This window comes from Mucilaginibacter ginkgonis (genome assembly GCF_009754905.2).
In the GTDB taxonomy this organism is placed as follows: Bacteria; Bacteroidota; Bacteroidia; order Sphingobacteriales; family Sphingobacteriaceae; genus Mucilaginibacter; species Mucilaginibacter ginkgonis.
On sequence record NZ_CP066775.1, the window covers coordinates 2,451,956 to 2,475,630 of the forward strand.

A 23,675-nucleotide genomic window follows, 5' to 3' on the forward strand; every position below is an offset into this window, starting at 1 on the left:
CTTAAGCAGTTCTACCATTTTTAATTGTTACCTGCCTTTTGCTGCGCGTCGAGCACGGCAATGGTGACCATGTTCACGATCTCGCGCACAGAACTACCCAACTGCAATACGTGTACAGATTTCTTGAGGCCTAATAGAATAGGGCCAACCGCTTCTGCACCGCCTAGCTCCTGCAGTAATTTGTAAGCAATATTTCCCGACTCAAGGTTAGGGAAGATCAGCGTATTTGCCGGTGTGCCGTTCAAGGTAGAGAATGGAAAGTTATCCTTTAATAATTCTGAATTAATTGCAAAGTTGGCCTGCATTTCTCCATCCACGATCATATCGGGATACTTTTCATGCAATATCTTTACCGCCTCGCGGGTACCCTCTGGTATAGGGCCATCATTAGAACCAAAATTCGAGTAAGACAACAACGCGACTCTCGGGCTGATGTTAAATTGCCTTACCGATCTTTCAATCAACACAGTAATATCTACCAGTTCCTGCACGGTTGGATCGACATTGACCGTAGTATCACCAAAGAATACAGGGCCTTTCGGTGTAACCATAAGGTACATGCCTGCAACACGGTTTACACCTTTTTCAGTACCGATGATCTGTAAAGCCGGTTTTATAACATTTACATAGTTTTTGGTGAGGCCGGATATCAACGCATCGGCTTCGCCAAACTGCACCATGCAGGCACCATAGTAATTTCGGTCTGTAATGAGCAGTTTACGCGCTTCATGCATGGTTACCCCACGACGCTGACGCTTCTGATAAAGATATTTAGCATAGTCATCTATCTGAGGCACATTATCAGCCCGAGGGTCGATGATAGCTACGTCGCCTAATTCGAGCTCCGTTTCTTCAATTATTTGGTTGATTTTGTCAGCATTACCTAACAAGATCGGCGTAGCGATACCTTCATCTTTTACAATTTGGGCAGCACGCAATATCTTGTAATTATCTGCTTCGGCAAATACAACACGTTTTGGGTTTTGCTTGGCACTTACGGCAATATTGCGTAGCAAACGGTTGTCCTTACCAATGCGGCCCTGCAATTCTTCAGCATAGGCATCCCAGTCGGTGATCACTTTTCGCGCCACACCAGACTCGACCGCTGCTTTCGCTACCGCGATAGAAACCTCGGTGAGCAAGCGCTGATCCATCGGTTTTGGAATAATATAATCTTTGCCGAATTTTAAGTTTTTAGCGTTGTACGCTGTGTTTACAGCTTCAGGGACCGGCTTTTTAGTCAATTCGGCTATGGCGTATGCGGCCGCTATTTTCATCTCTTCATTTATGGCGGTTGCCCTAACGTCGAGCGCGCCACGGAAAATGAATGGGAAACCCAACACGTTATTCACCTGGTTAGGAAAGTCGGAGCGGCCGGTTGCCATGATCAGGTCATCACGGGTAGCACTTCCTGTCTCGTAATCAATTTCTGGGTTAGGATTGGCCATCGCGAATACGATAGGGTTAGGCGCCATGCTGCGCAGCATATCGGGGCTAACCACGTTACCTGCAGAAAGGCCGATAAAAACATCTGCGCCTTTCATCGCATCGCTCAGCGTTTTTACATCTGTGCGGTTTGTGGCAAATTGCATGCGGATGTCATCAAGGTCTGTGCGGTTTTTATCCAGCACACCGTTAATGTCAAACATTACCAGGTTCTCCACCTTGACGCCCAGCGAGAGGTACATTTTGGAGCAGGAAACAGCAGCCGCTCCGGCGCCGTTTACCACCATTTTAATTTCGCTAAGCTTTTTATCCTGCAATTCGCAGGCGTTCATTAACGCCGCACCCGAAATGATCGCAGTACCGTGCTGATCGTCGTGCATTACCGGGATATTCATCTCGGCTTTTAAACGGCGCTCTATCTCAAAACACGTCGGCGCAGAAATGTCCTCTAGGTTTACACCACCAAAGGTTGGTTCTAATGCCTTAACAATGTTTACAAATTCATCTACCGACTTAGCGTTCAACTCTAAATCGAACACATCAATATCGGCGTATATTTTAAACAGCAGGCCCTTGCCTTCCATCACAGGCTTACTGGCCTCGGGGCCTATATTGCCTAAACCCAATACCGCTGTACCATTACTGATAACTGCAACCAGGTTACCTTTAGCGGTGTATTTATATACGTCATCAACGTTTTCGGCAATTTTTAAGCAAGGCTCAGCAACGCCCGGCGAGTAAGCCATGGTAAGGTCGCGCTGCGAATTGGTAGGTTTGGTAGGTACAACTTGTATCTTACCCGGGCGCCCTTTTGAGTGGTAATTCAGGGCGTCGAGCTTACGATTAGGTTTGTTCATTCTTCTCAAATTCAGGCTGTAAAATTACAATTCTTTTTGAGTTGAAAGGCAAAGTGCAGCAATTGGATACACTAAGTACACCATTACATTCACAAACAATAAAGCCCCGATATCATAAATATCAGGGCTTTATTAAATAATGATATGTTGACGTTACAATCCAGCGGCAACAGCCACACTTCCGTTTTTAGGGGAAGCTAAAGCAACCGTTCCGGGTGCGATCAATCTCAAGGTTTGACCGGGGATGGCACGCTCACCAACTTTGTTCCAGGATTTCAGGTCACTTAATTCAACACCGAATTTATCCGCGATGCCGGCAAGGGTCTCACCTGCTTTAACGGTATGAAACGCCGGAATATCTTCTACACGACCTGCGTTGTCAGCAGTCGCAATAACAGGCATAGCCGCAACTGTTAGCTGATTCCCGTTAAGCGCATCATATAAAGCGCTATATCTTTCTTTTTGTATCTGGGGTATTACCAGCCTGCGCGGCGCCGCAGCTGTACCATTAACTACACGCTGTAAGTAACCCGGGTTTAGTAACGCCAATTGATTAGGGTCTACCGCGATGACACGTGAAATATTGCCCAGCGAGACGAACTTGTTTACCAAAATGGTATCGGTTTGCATAGGCATGCTGCATGCTTGCGGCGTAATATTATGCTTGTTGTAGTAATTCATTACATAGATCACAGCTATATAAGCAGGCACATACCCACGTGTTTCGACCGGTAAGTATTGGCGGATGCTCCAGTAATCCAAAGCGTTTGCCTTAGCTACCGCACGTTCCACACTACTTTTCCCGCAGTTATAAGAAGCGATGGCCAACAGCCAATCGCCAAATTCCTGGTAAGCGTCTTTTAAGTAAGCCGCCGCCGCATAGCTGGCCGCGATAGGATCGCGGCGCTCATCAACATAATTGTTGATGTTTAAGCCGTAAGTGCGCCCGGTGGTAGACATAAACTGCCATGGCCCTGCAGCGCCAACACGCGAGATTGCGTTAGGGTTTAATGCAGATTCAACTATGGATAAAAACTTAATCTCCTCAGGTATTCCCGCGTCGCGGAAAGCCTTTTCGTAAATAGGAAAATAATATTTAGCCAAACCTAACACACGGCCCATTTCTTCGCGGCGGTTAGGGCCGGTATACAAATCGATATAATTCTGAACAAAATCATTGTAATCCAAAGGCACTTCCTTTTGAATGGCCTGTAACTTCCCGCGCATGGTGGTCAACTGCATACCGCTTGGTTGCACACTTAATGTATCGCGATGAAAATGGGTAGAATGGTAGTCTTTGGTACCAACAGAGTCGGTAAGTTTTGAATTGCCTGATGCGGCAAAACCTAAACAAGGCGCAAGAAGAAAAGCAACAACAGTAAAAACTCTCATCGTTTAAATAAAGGGGTTAAATAACTGTATGCTAAGGCAATAAAGGCTGCTACTAAATTAAGTAATTTAACTTAAATCTAAAAAGTATTTAGCGAAATTTAATAGTTCCTGCTCATTATAACGTTTGGCAGACAATTGCAAACCTAACGGTAGTGTGCCTTTAATATTATTCATTGGCAGAGAGATAGCCGGCAGACCGGCTAAAGAAGCTTGCACAGTAAAGATATCTTCGAGATAAGAGACTACAGGGTCCTTTTCTTCCCGGCCGATCTTTGGGGCGGGCTCTGGTGTTGTTGGCGTGAGTATGAAATCGTAATCATTCAATATTTCATCTGTTTTTTGCATGATGAGCCGGCGCATTTTCTGTGCTTTGGTATAATACGCATCGTAATAGCCAGAACTAAGAATGAACGTCCCCAGCATTACCCGGCGTTTCACCTCTTTGCCAAAACCTTCGGAACGGGATTTCTTGTAAACTGATGTCAGGGCGGTAGCATTTGGGCTGCGGTAGCCGTATCGCACACCGTCATACCGCGCCAGGTTTGACGACGCTTCCGCCATTGTTAAAATATAGTAGGCTGGCACAACATAATCCAGATATTCAAAAGATACGGGCTCTACAATGTTGCCGGCAGCTTGTAACTCTTTTATTTTAGCCAGCATGCTTTCCCGCACCTGTTCGCCAACACCTTCGCGTTCTAAAGATTCTTTGATATATGCTAAGCTTTTCGGCCCGTTTGGCTTTAACGCGCTGAAATAAGCAAGAGGTTTTGCCTGTTTAAGGGTGCTATCGTAATTATCGGGGCCAGACATAACTTCCAAAAGCAGCGCAGCGTCTTCTGCTGACCGGGTTATAGTGCCAACCTGATCGAAAGAGGATGCGTAAGCGATAATGCCGTGCCGGGAGATACTGCCGTAAGTTGGTTTAAACCCCACCAGTCCGCAAAATGCAGCCGGTTGACGAACAGATCCACCGGTATCTGTACCTATAGCGGCGTGGCACATGCCTGCCTGCACACTTACCGCCGACCCGCCTGACGATCCGCCCGGAACGCGGCTCTCATCTGCAAAGTTTTTTACCCGACCGTGTGCAGAATTTTCGTTAGCCGCGCCCATACCAAATTCGTCGCAATTGCAGCGGCCGATGATAATGGCGTCTTCAGCTAGTAACCGCTCAACAACGGTTGAAGAATAGATCGCGTTATAAGTTTCGAGAATTTTTGATGATGCCGACGCGGTGTGCCCTTTGTAAAGAATGTTATCTTTTATACTGATAACCATACCCGCCAATTTACCGGCTGTACCCGCTTTCAACTTTTTGTCAATCTTTGCAGCACGGGCTAATGCTTCGCCGGCAAAAACTTCCACAAAGGCGTTCAGGTGCGCGTATTGTTCAGTACGTTGCAGGTAATGTTTTACAAGTTCTTCTACTGTAACGGCTCCCGAAGCCAGATCGCGACGGATGTCATTAAAAGAAGCATATGCAGTAGTCATCAGGGCTAAAATAAAAAAACTTATGAACCGAAGGCAAATCGATCCATAAGTTTAAGCATATGAGAATGCAGCAAAACTGCATCCGCAATTAAATATTGGTTTTCTCTTCGTGACGAGGAGAAGCGGTAGTGTTGGTGTTAGACGGCCTTTCGTTCACGTCGTCGTGATTCTGAGCATCTTTAAATTCTTTTACACCTTTACCTAAGCCGCGCATAAGTTCAGGGATTTTTTTACCGCCAAACAATAATAGTATTGCAATAATGATCAGAATAATTTCTGGTGCACCTAATCCACCCATGATAATTTAATTTAATGTTTTGTTAATTTTTTACGTTGTTGCTTTGTCCTTTGGTTCTTTTGCAGCGCCATCATCTACGTGCGTAATGCTCAGATGGTTTTCTGCCACTTTAGTCACCTCGGGTTGTTCTATCAAATGCGATACATCTGCATGGCTATGCTCTGCAGGTGTTGTTTGGGTATCTGTAGTATTGGTTGTGCGCTCTTCAGTGAGCGGTGTCTCATGTTCTTCAACCGTAGAATTTGCCGGCGCGAAAGGATCTGTAACCGCAGCCGTATTTGCAACCGGCGGAAAATTAAGATCTGCATCTGTACGCCCGGGTGCTGATTCAACCGGTGGCTTAGCTTCAAAATTTTCGATCTGATTTTGCAGCTCGCGTTTAACACCTTCAGATGCATCCTTAAAGTCGCGAATGCCCTTGCCAAGCCCTTTAGCTATCTGTGGTAATTTATCACCACCAAAAAGCATCAGTGCTACAAAGACGATCAGGATCATTTCTGAACTGCCTATGTTTAAAAATAAAAAAATCGGATGCAACATGTTAATCGGACTACAAATATACAACTAAAAGCCTACAATGTTATTTATTAAAAATTTACTGGCTTGCCAGCCAGCTTCTTGGGTTAACAGGTGTTTGGCCTTTATACAATTCAAAATGCACCTGGGTTTCGCCTGTAGAACCATCTGTTGCCACAGTACCCAACGTGGTTTTCACTTCTACCTTTTGACCTTTTGATACGCTCACAGAACGTAAATTGGCGTAAGCGGTAAAGTACTCGCCGTGCCTTATTACAACGAGATATGTACCACTGATATTGTTTACGCTGGTAACCTCGCCACCAAACACCGAGCGCACTGTAGCACCCTGCCCCGTGCGGATATCTATACCCGGGTTATCTGTTTTTATACCTTCTATATAAGTAATACCAAAGTCTTGTGTAACCACACCATTTGCAACCGGCCAAGGCAATCGCCCACGGTTACCCATAAAGTCGTTCGATAGCTTCGCAAATTCCGGTGTCGCGTTAAGCAATTGGCTGTTCGTCGCGGCCGCCTTCGGTGCTGCTTTTACAGGTGCAGTTTCTTTACCGGCAACGGCGTTGGCCCTTGCGGCAGCGGCAGCACGGGCAGCTTCGGCCCGGGCTTCTGCTTCTGCCTTTCGGCGTGCTTCTTCAATTTCACGGGCAATGGCGCGGCGTATCTGGCGGTTGTTATCAGCAATTTGCTGGTTTATACGCTTTTGTTGTTGTTTTAATTCGCCCTGGTGCTTAGAAAGTCCGTTCATCACTTCTTGCTGACTGGTGCGCTCTTTACCCAGGTTCTGCTTTTCTTTCTCCTGGTCTTTCAACAGGTTGCTTTGCTGGGTTTTGGTCTTGTCCAGCTGGGTGATCTTTGTATTCAGCTCGTGCTGGGTACCTTGTATAGATTCTGCCTGGCGCTGGCGATAATTAGCAAACTGCTGCAGATAGGTGAGCCTTTTGTATGCCTGGTTAAAATCTTGCGATGCAAAGATGAACATCAACTTATTGTACGCGCTCTGATTATGGTACGCGAAAACGATCATGGCCGCGTATTCTTTTTTCAACTGATCAAGCTGGCCCTGAAGCGTGTGGACAGTATTGGTATTTTCATTTATTTGGTTGCCCAGCAGGCGAACTTCTGAATTGAGGGTCTTGATCTTCTCTTCACGCAAGCTGATCTTAGCCTTGAGAATGTTAAGTTGCTTTAAGGTAGATTTCTTGTTGCTTAGCGTTTCCTGGTATTCATTATTCAGTTGCTCCAGTTCCTCATTAAGTTTATCGCGGCGTTTTTTTAACTCAGAACTGCTTTGCGCGAACGCGCTTACAGAACACAGGGCAAGCAAGAAAAAGAATACAGATCGCAGAAATTTCATCGAACCCAAAAGTACAATTTTAATTTATCCGCTGATAGCGGTTTGGTATACTGAAAGGAAAATCCAATGTCTGGTCGAAATCAATCCGGCTGTAATCTATCTCTGCTTCTATATTTTTTTGTTGCGTTTTAGATGTAAGCGATATGTGCGATGGCACTACCCTGCCTGTTGCCTGGATAAAGTTGCTGTAATTAGCCTGTAATGATTGCCCGGCCGCTGCTTTTGACAGGTTAGTGCTGTTGATTTTCAGATCAGCACCTAAGATCATTTTAAAAAGCATATCCTTTAACGATCCGCTTAAGACCAAATTGTTGTTATCAGGCGTTAAAGTGATACCGTCGGTCAACGTTTCAGGGATAGCATTGCCGATCAAAATTGACTGTACAGTATTGAAATTTACTTCGCGAGGCGCGTAGTCATAAATAAAGCTAAACGGTTTTTGAAAATAAACCGATTGGAGTTTATTGATCACTGTTATGCTATCGGGCGTAATTAAAGCCCGCGCCACCTCAATGCCGATCAAATAGGTGATAGATACCCATATCTTCTGCCCGCGTAATATCCTGATGTTTAAAGTCACATCATTGCTGTTACCATCGATGTTTAACTTGGTTTTTGCCTTGCCGGAGAATGTGGTAAAGCTGATCTGTTTTGAGCGGATCTCTGCCAGTTTCATTTTAGCAGCATCGGCAGAATTATCAGTTTTTGTTACGGCAGTACTAGCAGGCGTGCGGGTCACCAGTTTTTTGCTATGGCAACTTGTTATGACAATGATGCCTAACAACAAAAAACTATTCGATATATTTCTTTTCATTGATCTTCCTGTCTAACAGGGGCGAATCTGCACCGCCTGCTTTAGCTTTCTTCCAGTTTAATACGGCACCGTCCACATCGCCATTGTAGAACAAGATATCGCCATAGTGTTCTAGCTGTACAGCGCTTTTATCTTTATCATGGGCGATGGCTTTTTCTATCCACGGCCTTGCTTCGGCATATTTCTTTTGTCTGAACAAAATCCATGCATACGTATCTTCAAACGACGCCGTATTCGGCTGCAACTCGTTACCCCGTTCGGCCATCTGCGCCGCCTTATCTAACTGCTCGTTTCTTACTGACAAATAATAGGCATAGTTGTTTAACGTATATCCGTTATCAGGATTGTAAGTTATACTCTGGTCGTAAGCCGCGTCAGACTTTGCATTGTCTTTCAATTCGTGATAGCTATCCCCAATAGCAGAATATGTTTGCGAAAGAAGTTCTTTATCCTGAGTTTCTGATGAAGCCGCCGTTTTGAGATAACCTAGAGCTTTTGTGGCATTCTTTTTCTGCAGCCAGGCAACACCAACCAAATAATTCATCCACGCCTGATTTGGGAAAAGCGTCAAAGCGTTTTCTCCATCTTTTATAGCGGCGTCGAAATCGTTATCTCCTAATTCTATCCGTACCAGTTGCTCATGAACCTGGTATATTTTATCATTAACAGCAATTGACCTTCTGTAAGCATTTGCAGCCGCCTTATATTGTGCGTTTTGCAACAGCATATCGCCGTAGATGCCAAACGAGCGTGAATCTTCGGGGTGGCTTTCTGTTAATATCTTGCTCAATTCTAAAGCGCTTGCCTTAGCATTTGCATCCGGGAACTTAGGCACATAACCCATAATTATGTGCAACTGCTGCTCTACAGACATGCCTGCCTGCGTGAATGCCAGCTTTAATTCATTAAAGCCATTATCATTATCTTTTTTATTCCGGTAAATGTCTGCCAGTTGCAGGTGCACATAGCCGTTAGACGGGTCTAAGGTTTCTGCCTTTTGAAAAGCTTTCAGCGCGTCGTCAACAAAATTGTTAGCGTTATAAACCTCGCCAAGCATAATGTAATACTTAGCCTGGTTTGGATTTTCTGCAATGGCTTTTTTAATGTCGGCAGTTGCTTTGTTGACGTTGCCTTGCGCCAGGTAAACTTTCTGGCGTTTAAGTAAAAGATCATCACTTGGGCCGGTTACTTTTTCGAGCGAATCTAAAACCGCGATGGACTGGTCGTATTTTTTGCCGATGAATAAGGCGTTGGCCCTGTCAAAGTAATAGTCGGGATTGTTGGGATTAAGCTTTATCAATTGCGAAAAAATGGCTTCAAGACGCGCAATGTTGTTAGACTTTTCGTACCCTGTAGATAATGCTACCCAATACCATTCGTTATTAGGGTTTATTGCGACAGCCCTCTCCAATAATGCCTGTGCACCGTCGTAATCATTATTCCGCTTTTTAAGGTTGGCCATCTCATAAAGCGCGGCGTCATTATTAGGATCTATCTGTAGAACGTGAGAAAACAAATCAGACGCAAGAGCGAAATTTTCGATTGTCCGTTCGCGCAGGCCGGTAAAGAATAGCTGCTTCATCAAAACGCTGTCGGCATTGGTCATGGGTTTCGCGGCAGCGTTGCGTAGTTTCCCGCTCGCAGCATCTTGCGCGTAGCTCAAAGCAGGCAATAAGCCTAAAAATATAAGCAGCTTAAATTTCATTTATTGCACACCGGTGTGGCCATAACCACCTGCTCCCCTAACGGTTTCATTTAAGGTTTCGCTTATTTCCCAGGTAATGTTTTCGTGACGGGCTATAATCATCTGAGCAATGCGGTCGCCGTTATTGATCTCAAATGCTTCGGTAGATAGGTTGATTAATAATACTTTTATTTCGCCACGGTAATCGGCATCAATCGTCCCCGGCGAATTTAAAACAGTTACGCCATGCTTGTAGGCCAGGCCACTTCGTGGCCTGATCTGCGCTTCGAAACCTGCCGGTAACTCAATGTGCAATCCTGTAGGGACCAATTGGCGTTCCATTGGCTTAAGTGTGATGGGCAATTCGATATGCGCGCGCATATCCATCCCTGCGGAATGTATGGTTTCATAGCCGGGCAACTGGTGCGCCGACTTATTTATTACTTTAATGGTCATTTTTTGCTCAATGTAGCTTTTAGTTGCTTTCCCTCGGTTAATATCGCCACCGCGGCAAATGCGATGAATAATAAGTTACCCGCTATCAAACTACGTTTAAACACAACGAAGGACAATATAACGATGATTATCGACGCGGCAAGGTAAGCCAGGTTCTTTTTCAAATGATAGGGTATGGGATAGTTCTTCTGACCCCAGATGTAAGACAATATCATCATGCTGGCGTAAGCGATCAACGACGCCCATGCCGAAGCCATGTAACTATACTTCGGAATAAAGATAACATTGATAATAATAGTAAGCAGTGCCCCAATACCCGAGATGTATAAACCGTATTTGGTTTGATCGGAAAGTTTATACCACACCGACAGGTTCATATATATACCCAGGCTTACATATCCGAATAGAAGCGGCGGTACCACATCCAGCCCTACCCAGTAATCGGGGTTGTTTACGTAGTGCTTTAAAATCTGAATATTAGCAATAATGCCTACGAACATTACGCACATGGTGATCACAAAGTAGTCCATGATACGGGCGTAGGTCTGGCCCGAGTTTTTATTCTTCGCATGACTGAAAAAAAATGGTTCTGCACCCATACGGAACGCCTGATTAAACAGGCTGAGAAATATAGATATCCGCGCACATGCTGAGTACACCCCAACTTCGTGCTCGCTGATATTCATCGGCAACAACTTACCTAAAAGAATTTTGTCAAAATTTTCGTTTACGATATAAGAAAGATTGGCGATAAGCATTGGCCAGCTATACAACAGCATTTGCTTAAACATGTCTACGTCCAACTGCAGCTTTATACGACGCAACTCGGGCAGTAGCATTACAAGTGTGATGATACTTGCGATAAGGTTCGATAGAAAAACATAGCCCACCCAACCTTGCCTGTACCAGCCAATAAACCATGAACTGCCTATGCCATGGCTTGCAATTAAACGCGGTATGCCGAAGATAAGGATCAAATTCAGGGTAACAGTAACTACAATGTTTACCACTTTAATGGTGCCATACCTGCCCGGGCGGCCATCTGCACGAAGTTTTGCGAAGGGTATAACGCACCAGGCATCTGTTACCAGGATCGCGACGAAATATTTGATGTATGTTTTAAAGTCTTCACTCGGGGTGTCATTACCAATACGGATAAAACCAGCAATTGCGTTTGTAAAAGGCAACGTGAGTAAAAGAAATAAAACAGTGATAATAAAGATAGACCAGAAGCCGTTGTTATAAACCTGCTGCTTTTTATCGCTGTATTTATTGAGGTAACGGAAAAACGTGGTTTCCATACCAAATGAAAGCACCGCCTGTATAATTGAGGCATAGCTGAACATGGTACTAAAAATGCTGTAAACTTGCGGCAAGTACGCCTTGGTATAAAGCGGTGTAAGTATAGCGCTTAACAGCCTTTGAACAATGGTTGTTAAACCGTATACTGCTGTTTGGCCCGCAAATTTTCTGGCTGTAGACAAGGTGCTAAGTTAAACGTTAAAGTTGATACCCATATAAGGGGTTATTTTCTTACAACTTCGAAATTACGATAGTTTTTTAAATCGCCTTCCTGTGCATTTACAGATGTTACTTCAGCATTTTCGGGGCCTTCGTTGCACCAGTCTAAAAACATATCGATAGCATGTTTATCGCCTTCGGCTTCGCAAAAAACGTCGCCGTTTGGCAGGTTTTTAACAATGCCTTTTATGCCTAACTGGTCGGCAACGGCCTTTGTAGACGCCCTGAAAAACACGCCCTGCACTTTCCCGCTGACTGTTATATCTAAATGTTGGTTCACGAAGCAAAGGTAAAGGATTTATGAAAAATTTGCCTTTAAGGATTCAGGTGTAATCAAACTATCCGCTGTACCTTAGTCTCCGGCGTTATGGTAAATCCATCAAGGCCTGTAAGCAAATTTAATCCGGGTGTTTTGCCGGGAGCAATGCTACCCTTTTCTTCATCTATACCCAAATAACTTGCGCCATTAAGTGTAGCCCATTGCAATAAGGATTGCAATGTTACAGAAGGGAATGCCGACTGTATCAAACTCATTTCGTATAGGATGCTTAATTTGGTATTTGAGGCAAGGCTGTCTGTACCCAACGTAATGTTTGCCTTCTGATCAAGGAACAACTCGATCTTCGGTAAGCGGCTTTCGATATACATATTCGCCCCGGGGCAAAAGCACCAGCTAATGCGTTTGTCAAACCGTTTAATAAAGTATATGTCCTTTAAGTTGGTATAGGTGTTATGAACCAATAATATCTTTTGCTTGCTGGTGAGCAGCGGCACAACCGTTTGTAAAGAGTTACGGGCCTGCGGCTTAAAGTAGCTAATATCTAAGCCAAAGCTTTCATAAAGATCAAGAAACTCGCCGCTTTTATACCTGTAAAACCTATTCTCATCTTCGCACTCCTGGTTGTGCATGGTTATCAAATTATCATGCTTACTACAGTAGTCTTTAATCAGCCTAAACAGATCTTTAGAAACAGAATACGGCGCGTGGGGTGTAACGGATGTATTTGAATTTTTAAACTCTTTTTTAAGCTCCAAGCCCTTATTAAAAACTTCTTCTGCGCGTTGCGGTAAAAAGCTGAATAACTCTATAAAAGTGTGATAATAAAGCTTACTGTTTAATTTTACGTCGACAGAAATATCTGTGTTTGAAATATCGCCTACTGCAACAATGCCATTCTCATACATCTCGGCATCGGCTCGGTATGCCGCGTCGATAGCTTCGGAACGATCTACTTCACGCTGTTTTTGTACCAGTTTGATAAACCTTACCAGCCCGCAATCTTTCTCTATCTTGTCCTTAAGATGCGCTAATTCAATGTGAGAGTGGGTATTAATAAAACCGGGAGTAATCACCCCGGATAGCTGCTGAACCTGTGTGTTTGAATCGGGCGGTTCTGTCCCGACGCTAATAATTGTACCGTTGTCATCAACGGTAACTACCCCATTTTTTATCGGATCGGCTGTAATGGTAAAAACGTAATCGGCTCTGTAACTTTTCATTTAAAATATGGTACTTATTGCTGGGTATCAACTCATAACAGGTATACAATTTACGTTCCTAAAACTCACTACAATTAACTTTTAGTTGTTGTTTTTTAATTTTACAATTAAAAGAAAAGTCGCCAAAACGCAAAATTCTAAAAATCAGTAACTTTGTAGTGTGAGTTCCAATCCATTAAAGAAAGATATCCGTAGCCTGGGCTTAAAAGAGCTTCAGCAAGAATTTGTAGCCCTGGGCGAAAAAAGCTTCAGGGCTCAGCAGGTTTATGAATGGTTATGGAAAAAATCGTGCACCTCTTTTGAGGGGATGAGCAATATTTCAAAAGAACTTCGTAAAAAACTGGAAGAGCATTTTTCTATCAACGAAGTTAGAATTAATAACTCCCAGTTTAGTGCTGATAAAACTATAAAAAATTCTTTTATATTACATGATAATCATTTAATAGAGGGAGTTCTGATACCGGCCGAGGAGCGGATGACAGCCTGTGTATCATCACAGGTAGGTTGCAGCCTTACCTGTAAATTTTGTGCAACAGGTTACATGGAGCGTAAACGCAACCTCAACCCCGATGAGATCTATGACCAGGTTGTGCTGATTGATAAACAGGCTCGCGAAAACTACAACGCCCCGCTTACCAACATTGTATACATGGGCATGGGCGAACCTTTGCTCAATTACGCCAATGTGCTTAAATCAATAGAGCGTATAACGTCTGAAGACGGGCTTAATATGGCAGCCAGGCGCATCACCGTTTCTACGGCAGGCATCGCCAAGATGATCAAGAAGTTGGGCGACGACCAGGTTCGCTTTAATCTGGCATTGTCTTTACACGCCGCCAACGATGAAAAGCGTAACCAGATAATGCCGATAAACGAGCAGAACAGCTTAAAGGCGTTAGCTGAAGCGTTGAAGTATTTTTATGCAAAGACGAAGAACCCCATTACTTTCGAGTACATCGTTTTCCATAATTTTAATGACGAATTGCAAGACGCCGTGGAGTTAGCCAGGTTTTGCAAACACGTGCCTTGCAAAGTAAATATCATAGAGTATAACCCCATTGCTTTTGCAGATTTCTTAAACGCGGGCGAAGATAAAATCGATGCCTTTGCCGACTATCTGAAACGCCAGGGCATTATTACCAACGTGCGCCGCAGCCGCGGCAAGGACATTGATGCAGCCTGCGGGCAATTAGCCATAAAAGATAAAGAAGCGGCTACGGTTTAGTCAACTTCTTTACGGCCGGTTATTTTGCTATCTTAGGTAATGCTTACAGCCGTCAAAACCCTTTTTACAGATACCCTTTCTCTACTATTCCCGCAGTTGTGCCAGGCATGCGGTAACAACCTTGTCGGCAATGAAGATATTATCTGCACTACATGTTTATACGATCTGCCTTATACCAACTTTCATCTGCAGGCAGATAACATTGTAGCCCGGCAATTTTGGGGCAAGATTAAACTCGAATCTGCTTATTCATTTCTTTATTTTACTAAAGGCGGCAGCGTGCAGCAATTAATGCACAATTTTAAATACCATAACACGCCGCAGATCGGTTACATGCTGGGCAAATTGGCTGGTAAGCAGTTGGCGGAAAGTGAAGTTTATAACACGATAGATTTCATTATACCGGTACCGTTGCATCCGTCACGGTTACGCAAACGGGGTTATAATCAAAGTGAGTACTATGCCCGTGGCATTGCCGAAAAGTTAAATGCCGAAGTATTGGTCAGCAACCTTATCCGTAAAAAGGCTACGCTTACTCAAACTCATAAAAACAGGCTGGCCAGGTTTGAAAATATGCGATCGGTATTTAGTTTGAAAGACCCTGCAGCGCTAAGGGGCAAACATGTTTTATTGGTAGACGACATCATGACCACAGGCTCCACCCTTGAGGCCTGCGCCATGCCGCTAATAGAAGTTGATGGCTTAAAGCTAAGCATTGCAACCATCGCTTATGCAGAGTAACGTCATGTCCACCTGGCCGCGTTAAAACTAAAATCCTTATAATTGGTTTTAAATAAATGCGGGCAATCCGCAGCCTTTGTTTCACTAAAATTATAACCATGAAGTTAAAATTTGCCGTCCCGGCGCTGCTTTTAACAGCAGCGGTTGGTACAAGTTGCGTGAGTAATAAAAAATACAACGAGCTTGACGCCAACTACAAACAGCTGCAAAACAGCACTAACGACTTAAGCATCAAATACCAGCGTGCTGCTCAGGAACGCGATGTTGCGAACAACCGCATTAAAAGCCTTGAAGAGCAAATTGCTTCTGAACGTGCCAATGCGGCCGGTTTAAAAGATGCTTTGGATAAATGTTTAAATTCAAGCAGCCAGGGTAACGTTAACATTTCTAAACTGGTTGATGAGATAAACCGATCTAATAAATACATCCAACAACTGGTTAATGCAAAAAACAAAAGCGACTCGCTTAACCTGGTGCTAACCAACAATCTTACCCGTTCTTTAAGCGCATCTGAAACACAAGATGTTGACGTAAAGGTGCTTAAAGGTGTAGTATACATTTCACTTTCTGATAATATGCTGTATAAATCAGGCAGCTATGAAATATCAGATAAAGCGGGTGCTACATTGAGCAAAATATCTAAAATCATTAACGATTACAGCAGCTATGATGTATTGATCGAAGGTAATACCGATAACGTGCCTATCTCTCAGAAAAACATCCGCAACAACTGGGACCTGAGCGCGCTTAGGGCATCATCTGTTGTACAGGCTTTACAAACCAATTATAACGTTGATCCAAAACGTTTAACTGCTGGTGGCCGCGGCGAGTATAACCCGATTGCCGATAACGGCACACCACAAGGTAAAGCGCAAAACCGCCGTACACAGATCATCATAACACCTAAACTTGACCAGTTTATGGACCTGATTGGTAAGGCGCCTGAGAAAAAATAAAAATAATTGTAACCTTTTAAAACAGCTCCCGTATACATACCCAGGAGCGTTTATTAGATAGTTGAACGGGATGTGTCGCAAGGATCCATCCCGTTCTTATTTTACTGCTTTTGGTATTTGCTCAGCTTATCGTGCAGCACTTTCGGATCAAAAGGCTTCAGGACATAATCATTCATTCCTGCCTCGCTTATCTCGCCCATTTGATTATTCAGCATAGATGCTGTTAGTGCTATAATCGGCAGTTGCTTGTAGTAAGATTCATCCTTGGCGCGCAGCGTTTTTGTTGCCTCCAACCCGCCCATTACAGGCATGTGAATATCCATCAGCACCACATCAAAGCTATGGTCGCTTTCAATTTTTTGTATAGCCTGCAAACCATCTTCTGCAAAATCTGCAGTTGCGCCCCATTTCTTAAGCACCTTATTAATAAGCAGGCGGTTTATTTGGTTATCATCCACCACAAGCGCATGCAGATTTAAGGCAGCGTCTGCCGATCCGGTGTTCTCTGCTTCGGCGCCATCAACCTTTTTAAATGTTATAGTGAACCAAAACGTAGAACCTTTACCAAGAACACTATCTACAATAATGCGCGAGTCGTGCAGTTCTATCAATCTTTTCGTGATCGCGAGGCCTAAACCTGTACCACCGTATTTGCGGGTTGTGTTCAGTTCGGCTTGTTTAAACGATTCGAAAATTGTCCCCAGTTTATCTTTAGCTATACCTATACCTGTATCTGTTACAGCAAACCGGATGCGTACATCTTTAGCCGATTGCTCTATTACTTTTAGTTCGACAGTTACTCCGCCTGTTTCTGTAAACTTAACCGCGTTGTTAACAAGGTTGATAAGTATCTGTGTAAGCCTGGTTTTATCACCAAGGATAAACTTAGGTACATCGCTGTCTATGTTTTCTTTGAGATAAATGCCTTTACCAGAAATATTGTATTGCAGGGATGCAATTATATTATGGATCATCTCAGGCAGGTTCACCTTGACCTTCTCAAGCTCCAAATTACCGGAATCCATTTTAGCGAAATCCAATACCTCATTAATCAGCTTTAACAGGTTTTCTGCCGAGAATTTTAGGATAGATAGATTTTCCTCTTGGGATTCTGTCGGGTTATCTTCCATCAACAGGTGCGACATACCGACCACAGCGTTCAGCGGTGTGCGTATCTCGTGGCTCATTACAGAAATGAACATGTCTTTGGCTTTGCTCAATTGCAAAGCCTCTTCCTTGGCGCTGATCAGTTCCGTCTCGGCTTTCTTCTTACTGGTGATATCGATCAATACTTCAATGTATTTATCAACCAAACCATCAGCGCCTAGAATCACCGAATTGATGACTGATAACCAAACTGGCTTACCGTCCTTGCGATATGCCAGCAGATCAACCTCGAAAGATTGCTTATTGCGAGATAACTCCCGCGATTTTTCTATTATGCCTACATCCGTCAGCTCGCCTTTAAGCGCGTCGCCCAGATGTTTGCCTTTTACATCTTTAAAATTGTAACCGGTTATGCTGGTAAAGGCACTGTTTACCCACTCTACCCTGCCATCAGCGCTATTGATCACAACGCCGCTAAGTGTATTGCTGGCCACCAGGGATAGGTAAGCTAATTGCTGCTCCGTTTTTTTGCGCTCAGTTATATCAATAGCTATGAGAATGTTGCGTTCAACCTCGCCGTTAGCATTAAAATATGGACTGTTATGCAAGTAGGTCCATACCTGGCTGCCATCTTTACGGTAAATAAGGATCTCAATGGAGTACGGCTTGTTTTCTGCCATCAGCGCTACTGCTTTTTCGAAGGCAGAAACATCCGTTTCCGGACCAATTAGCATTTCGCCAAAAGGCTTACCCTTCATTTCTTCCAGGGTGTAGCCGGTGATCTTCTCAAGCGCCTCATTCATCCAAACAATACGTCGTTCGGCATCCCGGATCAATATACCGCTTGGAGATTTCCGCACCGCGGATGATAGTATTTCGAGGTCTTTCTCGGTCTCTTTACGTTGAGTAATGTCTGTAATGCCTCTTATCTGACGTTCTACTTCTCCCCGTTCGTTCTTGATAACGGAGTTCATCACGGATATCCAAATATCTTTTCCGTCTTTACGTTTGATATTAAGATCTACCTCGTAAGACTGGCGCGAAGCCAGTAACTCCTCAAAATCTTTTACAGAGATGTTGGCGCCCAACTTGCCGTTCAGCACATTCCTTAAAGGCTTACTGCGCACATCTGCAAGGCTATAGCCAGTTATCTCTTCAAAGCTATCGTTTGTCCAAACAACATTGTCATTACCATCGCTTATTACAATGCCGTTGCTTACCTTACTGGCCACCAGCGAGAGCATTTCCAATTGCGCCTCATCGCGCTTTTGTATCGTTACATCGCGGCCGCTTGCGTACCATCGTTCGCCGTTTGGTTTTACCGTCCAGCTTATCCAACGCAAACCTTTCACTGTGCGTACAGGCGTTTCCAGTTCGAAAGCGGTTCCCAATTCACCATTGTTTTTAATGAGTAGCAACATCTCGTCGCGCTTATCGTCATTAAAAAAACGCCAGATTGGTTTGCCCTCAATATCTTCGGCCTTATAGCCTAATATATTTTCAACAGCCTGATTGATCAGCAGGATGTTGAGCGCACGGTCTGTAATGCAATGTATTTCGGGCGAGCTGTTAAACAAGTTATAGAACTCGTGGTGCCATATCAATGTTTCCTCCAGTTCTTTTTTCTGCTTACGCAGTACCAGATGCGATATTACTTCGCCGGCAAGTGTTGTTAGAGCGTCGCGCTGCTCATCTGTAAGTTTACGAGGTTTGGTATCAAATACGCAAAGCGATCCTAAATGATAACCATCGGGGTCTATTAATGGGGCGCCGGCATAATACATAATGCCGCCATTCTTAACGTTAGCATGATCTGCAAAACGTTCATCTACAGATGCATCATTAACTTCGTGTATCTTATCGTCGGCGATGGTGTAATTACAAAAAGAATCGGCGCGCGGAATGGACTCGATATCCATACCTACCAGGGCTTTAAACCATTGACGGTCTTTATCTATGAAGGTGATAAACGCGAATGGTACCTGGCAAATATATGCCGTCAGCCGGGTTATTGCATTGAATTGCTCCTCGGGCATACTATCCAGAATATCATAAGAGTGCAGGGCGATTAAGCGCTCGCTCTCATTAGATGGTACGGGATAGTTAGCAACAGACATTAAACCGATTATTTATACAGCGGGAACTTAGCGGTAAGGTCATGTACCTTTTTACGTACTTTCTTTACGTAATGTTCGTTTTCATGGTTTTTTAATACGGCGTCTATAAGGCCGACTATCGTTTCCATGTGTTTTTCTTTGAAACCGCGGGTGGTGATGGCAGCTGTACCAATGCGGATTCCTGAAGTGACAAACGGCGACTTATCATCAAACGGAACCATGTTTTTATTCACCGTAATATCTGCTTCAACTAAAGCGTTTTCTGCAGCTTTACCGCTAATGTTCTTATTTCGGAGATCTATCAGCATCAGGTGGTTATCAGTACCACCCGATATGATATTGTAACCATAGCTAACGAAAGCCGCTGCCATAGCCTCGGCATTTTTCTTAACCTGCAAAATATATTTCATGTAACTATCGCTCAAAGCTTCTTCATAAGCAACAGCTTTAGCAGCGATAATATGCTCTAGCGGGCCGCCCTGCGTGCCGGGAAAAACAGCCATATCCAACAAGTTAGACATCATTCTTACTTCACCTTTAGGTGTTTTTAGTCCCCATGGATTTTCGAAATCTTTACCCAGCATGATCATACCGCCACGTGGGCCGCGTAATGTTTTGTGGGTCGTGGTGGTTACAATGTGGCAATGCGGCAACGGATCTGACAGTAAGCCACGCGCGATGAGCCCTGCAGGATGCGAAATATCTGCCAGCACCAAGGCGCCAACCTCGTCTGCAACAGAACGGATAAACGCGTAATCCCAATCGCGCGAATAGGCAGATGCGCCGCAAATGATCATTTTAGGCCTTTGCTCAAGAGCAATGGCTTTTAGGTGTTCGTAGTCGATGTAACCGGTTTCCTTCTTTACCCCGTAAAAGTGCGGCTCATACAGTTTACCTGAGAAATTTACCGGCGAGCCATGCGTAAGGTGACCACCGTGAGAAAGATCAAAGCCAAGAATTTTGTCGCCGGGTTTTAAGCATGCCAGCATAACAGCCGCGTTTGCCTGTGCACCTGAGTGCGGCTGCACGTTTACCCATTCTGCGTTAAAAAGCTGCTTTGCCCGCGCAATGGCAATACTTTCTATCTCATCAACAACCTCGCACCCACCATAGTATCTTTTGCCCGGCAGGCCTTCGGCGTATTTGTTCGTAGCAACAGAGCCTGCGGCCTCCATTACTTGTTTACTTACAAAATTTTCTGAAGCAATTAGCTCCAGGCCTTTTTCCTGGCGGTCCTGCTCTTCGTTGAGCAGTTTAAAAATCAATTTATCCCTTTTCATAAATAGTGAATTCAATATCAACGTGCGCTATGCACTGACAGACGATACCCAAAAGTTATTGTAGCCGGTGCCCACCTGAATATTGATCAGCTGTTGTTGGAGCATTTCCAATAAAGCTAAAAAATTATAGACAAAGTGCACCTTATTTTCTGACAATTTAGAGATCGCGGCAAATTCAAGCCGCTTGTTAATATTTAGTAAATTCGATATCGCTTCTTTTTGTTTCTCAATTGTGTACGGATATTGCACCACTGTATGTTTAACCGGTTCTGTACGGTTTAGAAACCGTTTGTTAATGCGGTCATACACCAGCATTAACTTATATAATGAAATGGTGCTTAGTTCCTCGCCGGGTAACGGCACCTCTTCTACCTGCTGTAGGTCAAAGGCTATATTTCCACGCTTCTCCTGCATTAGGCGTTGTTCTTCCAACGGGCGCAGTTCTTCGCAGATCTGCTTAAATTTTTTGTACTCTATCAGCTTACGGACCAGGTCTTCTTTTGGGTCTGTCTCGCTGCCATCTTCGGCGTCATACCTTGGTAAAAGCATCTTGGCTTTTATGCGCATCAGGGTAGCGGCGACAAATATAAATTCGCTGGCTATGTCCATATTCAGCGCGGTCATTTGCTGAAGATAATTCAAAAAATCGTCGGTAATACGGGCGATAGGGATGTCATGTATGTCCAACTCGTCCCGTTCTATGAAGAATAGCAGCAGGTCAAACGGCCCTTCAAATTGCGGCAATCTTATTTCAAACTCGTTATCGGCCATAGAAACACCGCTAAATTACGCATTACAGGGTAAAACATGCAGGCGCAGGTGACAAACTATTTTGGGTTTGAGATGTCATGTTTAATTATAAATAATTGACTTACTTTGTAAGTTATACTTAGTTTTTAGGCCTAATGCAGGTAACCGCCGGTAACTTACTACAAAAAATAAACGATCCGTCTGATCTTAAGCACTTTACAGAAGACCAGCTTGTTCAAGTTTGCCAGCAATTACGCCAATATATTATTGATGAAGTTTCTGTAAACGGCGGCCACTTTGCGGCCAGCCTTGGTGTGGTAGAACTCACCGTAGCACTGCATTACGTATTAAACACACCGTATGATCAATTAGTGTGGGATGTTGGCCACCAGGCTTATGGCCATAAAATTTTAACCGGCCGCCGCGATAATTTCCATACTAACCGTGTTTATGGCGGCATAAGCGGTTTCCCCAAGCGCGCCGAGAGTGAATATGATACTTTTGGCGTAGGCCATTCTTCAACCTCCATTTCAGCAGCGCTTGGTATGGCTGTAGCCTCACATTACAAAGGTGAAGACGACCGCCAGCACGTAGCTGTTATTGGTGATGGCGCCATGACAGCGGGTATGGCCTTTGAAGCCCTTAACCATGCAGGAATAGAAAATAGCAATATCCTGGTGATATTGAATGACAACTGCATGTCTATCGACCCTAATGTGGGCGCGCTGAAGGAATATTTGACAGACATAACTACATCAGGGCCGTATAACCGTTTCCGCGATGATATCGCCTATGTGTTAGGGAAACTCTCTCAAGTTGGGCCCGATGCTTATAAAGTGGCTAAGAAGATCGAAAAGAGCATTAAGGGTACACTACTTAGGCAGAGCAACTTCTTCGAGGCGTTAAAATTCCGCTACTTTGGCCCTACAGATGGCCACGACGTAAAACATCTGGTTAAGGTATTGCGCGATCTGCGTAACATTCCGGGCCCTAAATTATTGCATATCGTTACCGTTAAGGGTAAAGGCTATGCATTGGCAGAGAAAGACCAGACCAAGTGGCATGCCCCGGGTTTGTTTGATAAAATAACCGGCGAGATCAAGAAAACTGTTTACGAAAAGCCGCAGCCTCCAAAATATCAGGATGTGTTTGGCCACACAATTATTGAGCTTGCCGAGCAGAATAAGAAAATAATGGGCATAACTCCGGCGATGCCATCAGGGTCTTCACTTAACCTGATGATGAAAGCCATGCCCAATCGTGCTTTCGACGTGGGTATTGCAGAGCAGCACGCTGTAACTTTTAGCGCCGGTTTAGCTACCCAGGGACTAGTACCGTTTTGTAATATTTACAGCAGTTTTATGCAGCGGGCGTACGATCAGGTGATACATGATGTTGCCTTGCAAAACCTGAATGTTGTGTTTTGCCTTGACCGGGCGGGCATAGCAGGCGCCGACGGGCCTACTCACCACGGTGCTTATGATTTGGCTTACATGCGATGTATACCTAATATGACGGTGTCTGCCCCCATGAATGAGGAAGAGCTGCGCAACCTGATGTATACCGCGCAACTGGAAAACAAAGGCCCGTTTGTGATACGTTATCCGCGTGGAAACGGCGTTATGGTTGACTGGCAACGGCCGTTTAAAGAGATTCAGATCGGCAAAGGCCGTAAGATCTGCGATGGTGAAGAAGTGGCGATTTTAACTATCGGTGCTATCGGTAATGAGGCTGTTAAAGCCACTACAACATTAAACGCGGAAGGCCTTTACCCTGCTCATTATGATCTGCGCTTTGTTAAACCACTTGATGAAGCATTGTTACACGAGGTTTTTGCCAAATACAAAAACGTGATCACTGTGGAAGATGGTTGTTTGGAAGGCGGCGCAGGCAGCGCGGTACTGGAGTTTATGGCCGATAACAAGTACAATGCAAATGTTGTACGCCTGGGCATACCTGATGCTATTATAGAACATGGTGAACAGCCTGAACTTTGGACAGAATGCGGTTACGACGCCGTGTCGATAGTTAAGCAGGTTAGAAATCTCGGGCTTCAGAAAAACCAGCATATTATCGCGTCGTAAATACGAGCGTTATCTTGAGATATTATTTTCCAGCCGATTTATGCTGCCGGAATTTTTTA

Annotated in this window: 19 protein-coding genes; 4 read left to right on the top strand and 15 right to left on the bottom strand. The window is 44.3% G+C overall.

The window, feature by feature from the left end; all coding sequences use genetic code 11:
- Positions 1 to 20 precede the first annotated feature (20 nt).
- The 12 genes from GO620_RS11415 to GO620_RS11470 form a co-directional block, all read right to left on the bottom strand.
- A complete protein-coding gene (locus GO620_RS11415; protein WP_157525490.1) occupies positions 21 to 2,303 on the bottom strand; it encodes an NADP-dependent malic enzyme in 2,283 nt (760 codons plus the stop codon).
- A gap of 153 nt (positions 2,304 to 2,456) precedes the next feature.
- Positions 2,457 to 3,695, bottom strand: a complete 1,239-nt coding sequence (locus GO620_RS11420) for a lytic transglycosylase domain-containing protein (RefSeq protein ID WP_157525491.1) — start codon at positions 3,693 to 3,695, stop codon at positions 2,457 to 2,459.
- 66 nt (positions 3,696 to 3,761) lie between these two features.
- Complete coding sequence (gene gatA, locus GO620_RS11425) at positions 3,762 to 5,189, bottom strand: Asp-tRNA(Asn)/Glu-tRNA(Gln) amidotransferase subunit GatA (protein WP_157525492.1); 1,428 nt, start codon at positions 5,187 to 5,189, stop codon at positions 3,762 to 3,764.
- Between the two features lie 88 nt (positions 5,190 to 5,277).
- The gene (locus tag GO620_RS11430; RefSeq protein WP_157525493.1) at positions 5,278 to 5,487 is read right to left on the bottom strand and encodes a twin-arginine translocase TatA/TatE family subunit; all 210 of its coding nucleotides are present in this window, start codon (positions 5,485 to 5,487) and stop codon (positions 5,278 to 5,280) included.
- Between the two features lie 30 nt (positions 5,488 to 5,517).
- Positions 5,518 to 6,027 (bottom strand): Sec-independent protein translocase subunit TatA/TatB, encoded by a 510-nt coding sequence (locus GO620_RS11435; protein WP_157525494.1) that lies wholly within the window; start codon positions 6,025 to 6,027, stop codon positions 5,518 to 5,520.
- A gap of 55 nt (positions 6,028 to 6,082) precedes the next feature.
- Complete coding sequence (locus GO620_RS11440; protein ID WP_157525495.1) at positions 6,083 to 7,381, bottom strand: murein hydrolase activator EnvC family protein; 1,299 nt, start codon at positions 7,379 to 7,381, stop codon at positions 6,083 to 6,085.
- A 19-nt stretch (positions 7,382 to 7,400) separates the two neighbouring features.
- Complete coding sequence (locus GO620_RS11445; protein WP_157525496.1) at positions 7,401 to 8,195, bottom strand: DUF4292 domain-containing protein; 795 nt, start codon at positions 8,193 to 8,195, stop codon at positions 7,401 to 7,403.
- The gene (locus GO620_RS11450; protein ID WP_157525497.1) at positions 8,173 to 9,900 is read right to left on the bottom strand and encodes a tetratricopeptide repeat protein; all 1,728 of its coding nucleotides are present in this window, start codon (positions 9,898 to 9,900) and stop codon (positions 8,173 to 8,175) included. Before GO620_RS11450 ends, GO620_RS11445 begins: the two co-directional genes overlap by 23 nt.
- Positions 9,901 to 10,335: a dUTP diphosphatase gene (dut, locus tag GO620_RS11455; protein ID WP_157525498.1), complete on the bottom strand. Its 435-nt coding sequence runs from the start codon at positions 10,333 to 10,335 to the stop codon at positions 9,901 to 9,903.
- Entirely contained in the window at positions 10,332 to 11,819 is a 1,488-nt protein-coding gene (locus GO620_RS11460; RefSeq protein ID WP_157525499.1) for an oligosaccharide flippase family protein, read from the bottom strand. The genes dut and GO620_RS11460 overlap by 4 nt, the downstream gene beginning before the upstream one ends.
- 41 nt (positions 11,820 to 11,860) lie before the next feature.
- Positions 11,861 to 12,136: an acylphosphatase gene (locus GO620_RS11465; protein WP_200229923.1), complete on the bottom strand. Its 276-nt coding sequence runs from the start codon at positions 12,134 to 12,136 to the stop codon at positions 11,861 to 11,863.
- Positions 12,137 to 12,189: 53 nt separating this feature from the next.
- Complete coding sequence (locus GO620_RS11470) at positions 12,190 to 13,356, bottom strand: amidohydrolase family protein (RefSeq protein ID WP_157525500.1); 1,167 nt, start codon at positions 13,354 to 13,356, stop codon at positions 12,190 to 12,192.
- A 160-nt stretch (positions 13,357 to 13,516) separates the two neighbouring features.
- Between GO620_RS11470 and rlmN the strand changes: the two genes are divergently transcribed.
- The 3 genes from rlmN to GO620_RS11485 all read left to right on the top strand — a co-directional run bounded on the left by rlmN (position 13,517) and on the right by GO620_RS11485 (position 16,278).
- Positions 13,517 to 14,581, top strand: a complete 1,065-nt coding sequence (gene rlmN / locus GO620_RS11475) for a 23S rRNA (adenine(2503)-C(2))-methyltransferase RlmN (protein WP_200229951.1) — start codon at positions 13,517 to 13,519, stop codon at positions 14,579 to 14,581.
- 39 nt (positions 14,582 to 14,620) lie between these two features.
- A complete protein-coding gene (locus tag GO620_RS11480; protein ID WP_157525501.1) occupies positions 14,621 to 15,322 on the top strand; it encodes a ComF family protein in 702 nt (233 codons plus the stop codon).
- Between the two features lie 98 nt (positions 15,323 to 15,420).
- Positions 15,421 to 16,278, top strand: coding sequence for an OmpA/MotB family protein (locus tag GO620_RS11485; protein WP_157525502.1), 858 nt, complete (start codon positions 15,421 to 15,423; stop codon positions 16,276 to 16,278).
- A 101-nt stretch (positions 16,279 to 16,379) separates the two neighbouring features.
- Here the strand turns inward: GO620_RS11485 and GO620_RS11490 are convergent, their stop codons facing one another.
- The 3 genes from GO620_RS11490 to GO620_RS11500 are packed head-to-tail and all read right to left on the bottom strand — an operon-like array spanning position 16,380 to position 21,553.
- Positions 16,380 to 19,502, bottom strand: a complete 3,123-nt coding sequence (locus tag GO620_RS11490) for a PAS domain S-box protein (protein ID WP_157525503.1) — start codon at positions 19,500 to 19,502, stop codon at positions 16,380 to 16,382.
- A gap of 8 nt (positions 19,503 to 19,510) precedes the next feature.
- A complete protein-coding gene (glyA, locus tag GO620_RS11495) occupies positions 19,511 to 20,782 on the bottom strand; it encodes a serine hydroxymethyltransferase (RefSeq protein WP_157525504.1) in 1,272 nt (423 codons plus the stop codon).
- A gap of 27 nt (positions 20,783 to 20,809) precedes the next feature.
- Positions 20,810 to 21,553 (bottom strand): segregation and condensation protein A, encoded by a 744-nt coding sequence (locus tag GO620_RS11500; protein WP_157525505.1) that lies wholly within the window; start codon positions 21,551 to 21,553, stop codon positions 20,810 to 20,812.
- A gap of 134 nt (positions 21,554 to 21,687) precedes the next feature.
- On the opposite strand from GO620_RS11500, the gene dxs reads away from it, so the two are divergent.
- Positions 21,688 to 23,616 (top strand): 1-deoxy-D-xylulose-5-phosphate synthase, encoded by a 1,929-nt coding sequence (gene dxs / locus GO620_RS11505; RefSeq protein WP_157525506.1) that lies wholly within the window; start codon positions 21,688 to 21,690, stop codon positions 23,614 to 23,616.
- Positions 23,617 to 23,675: the final 59 nt, after the last annotated feature.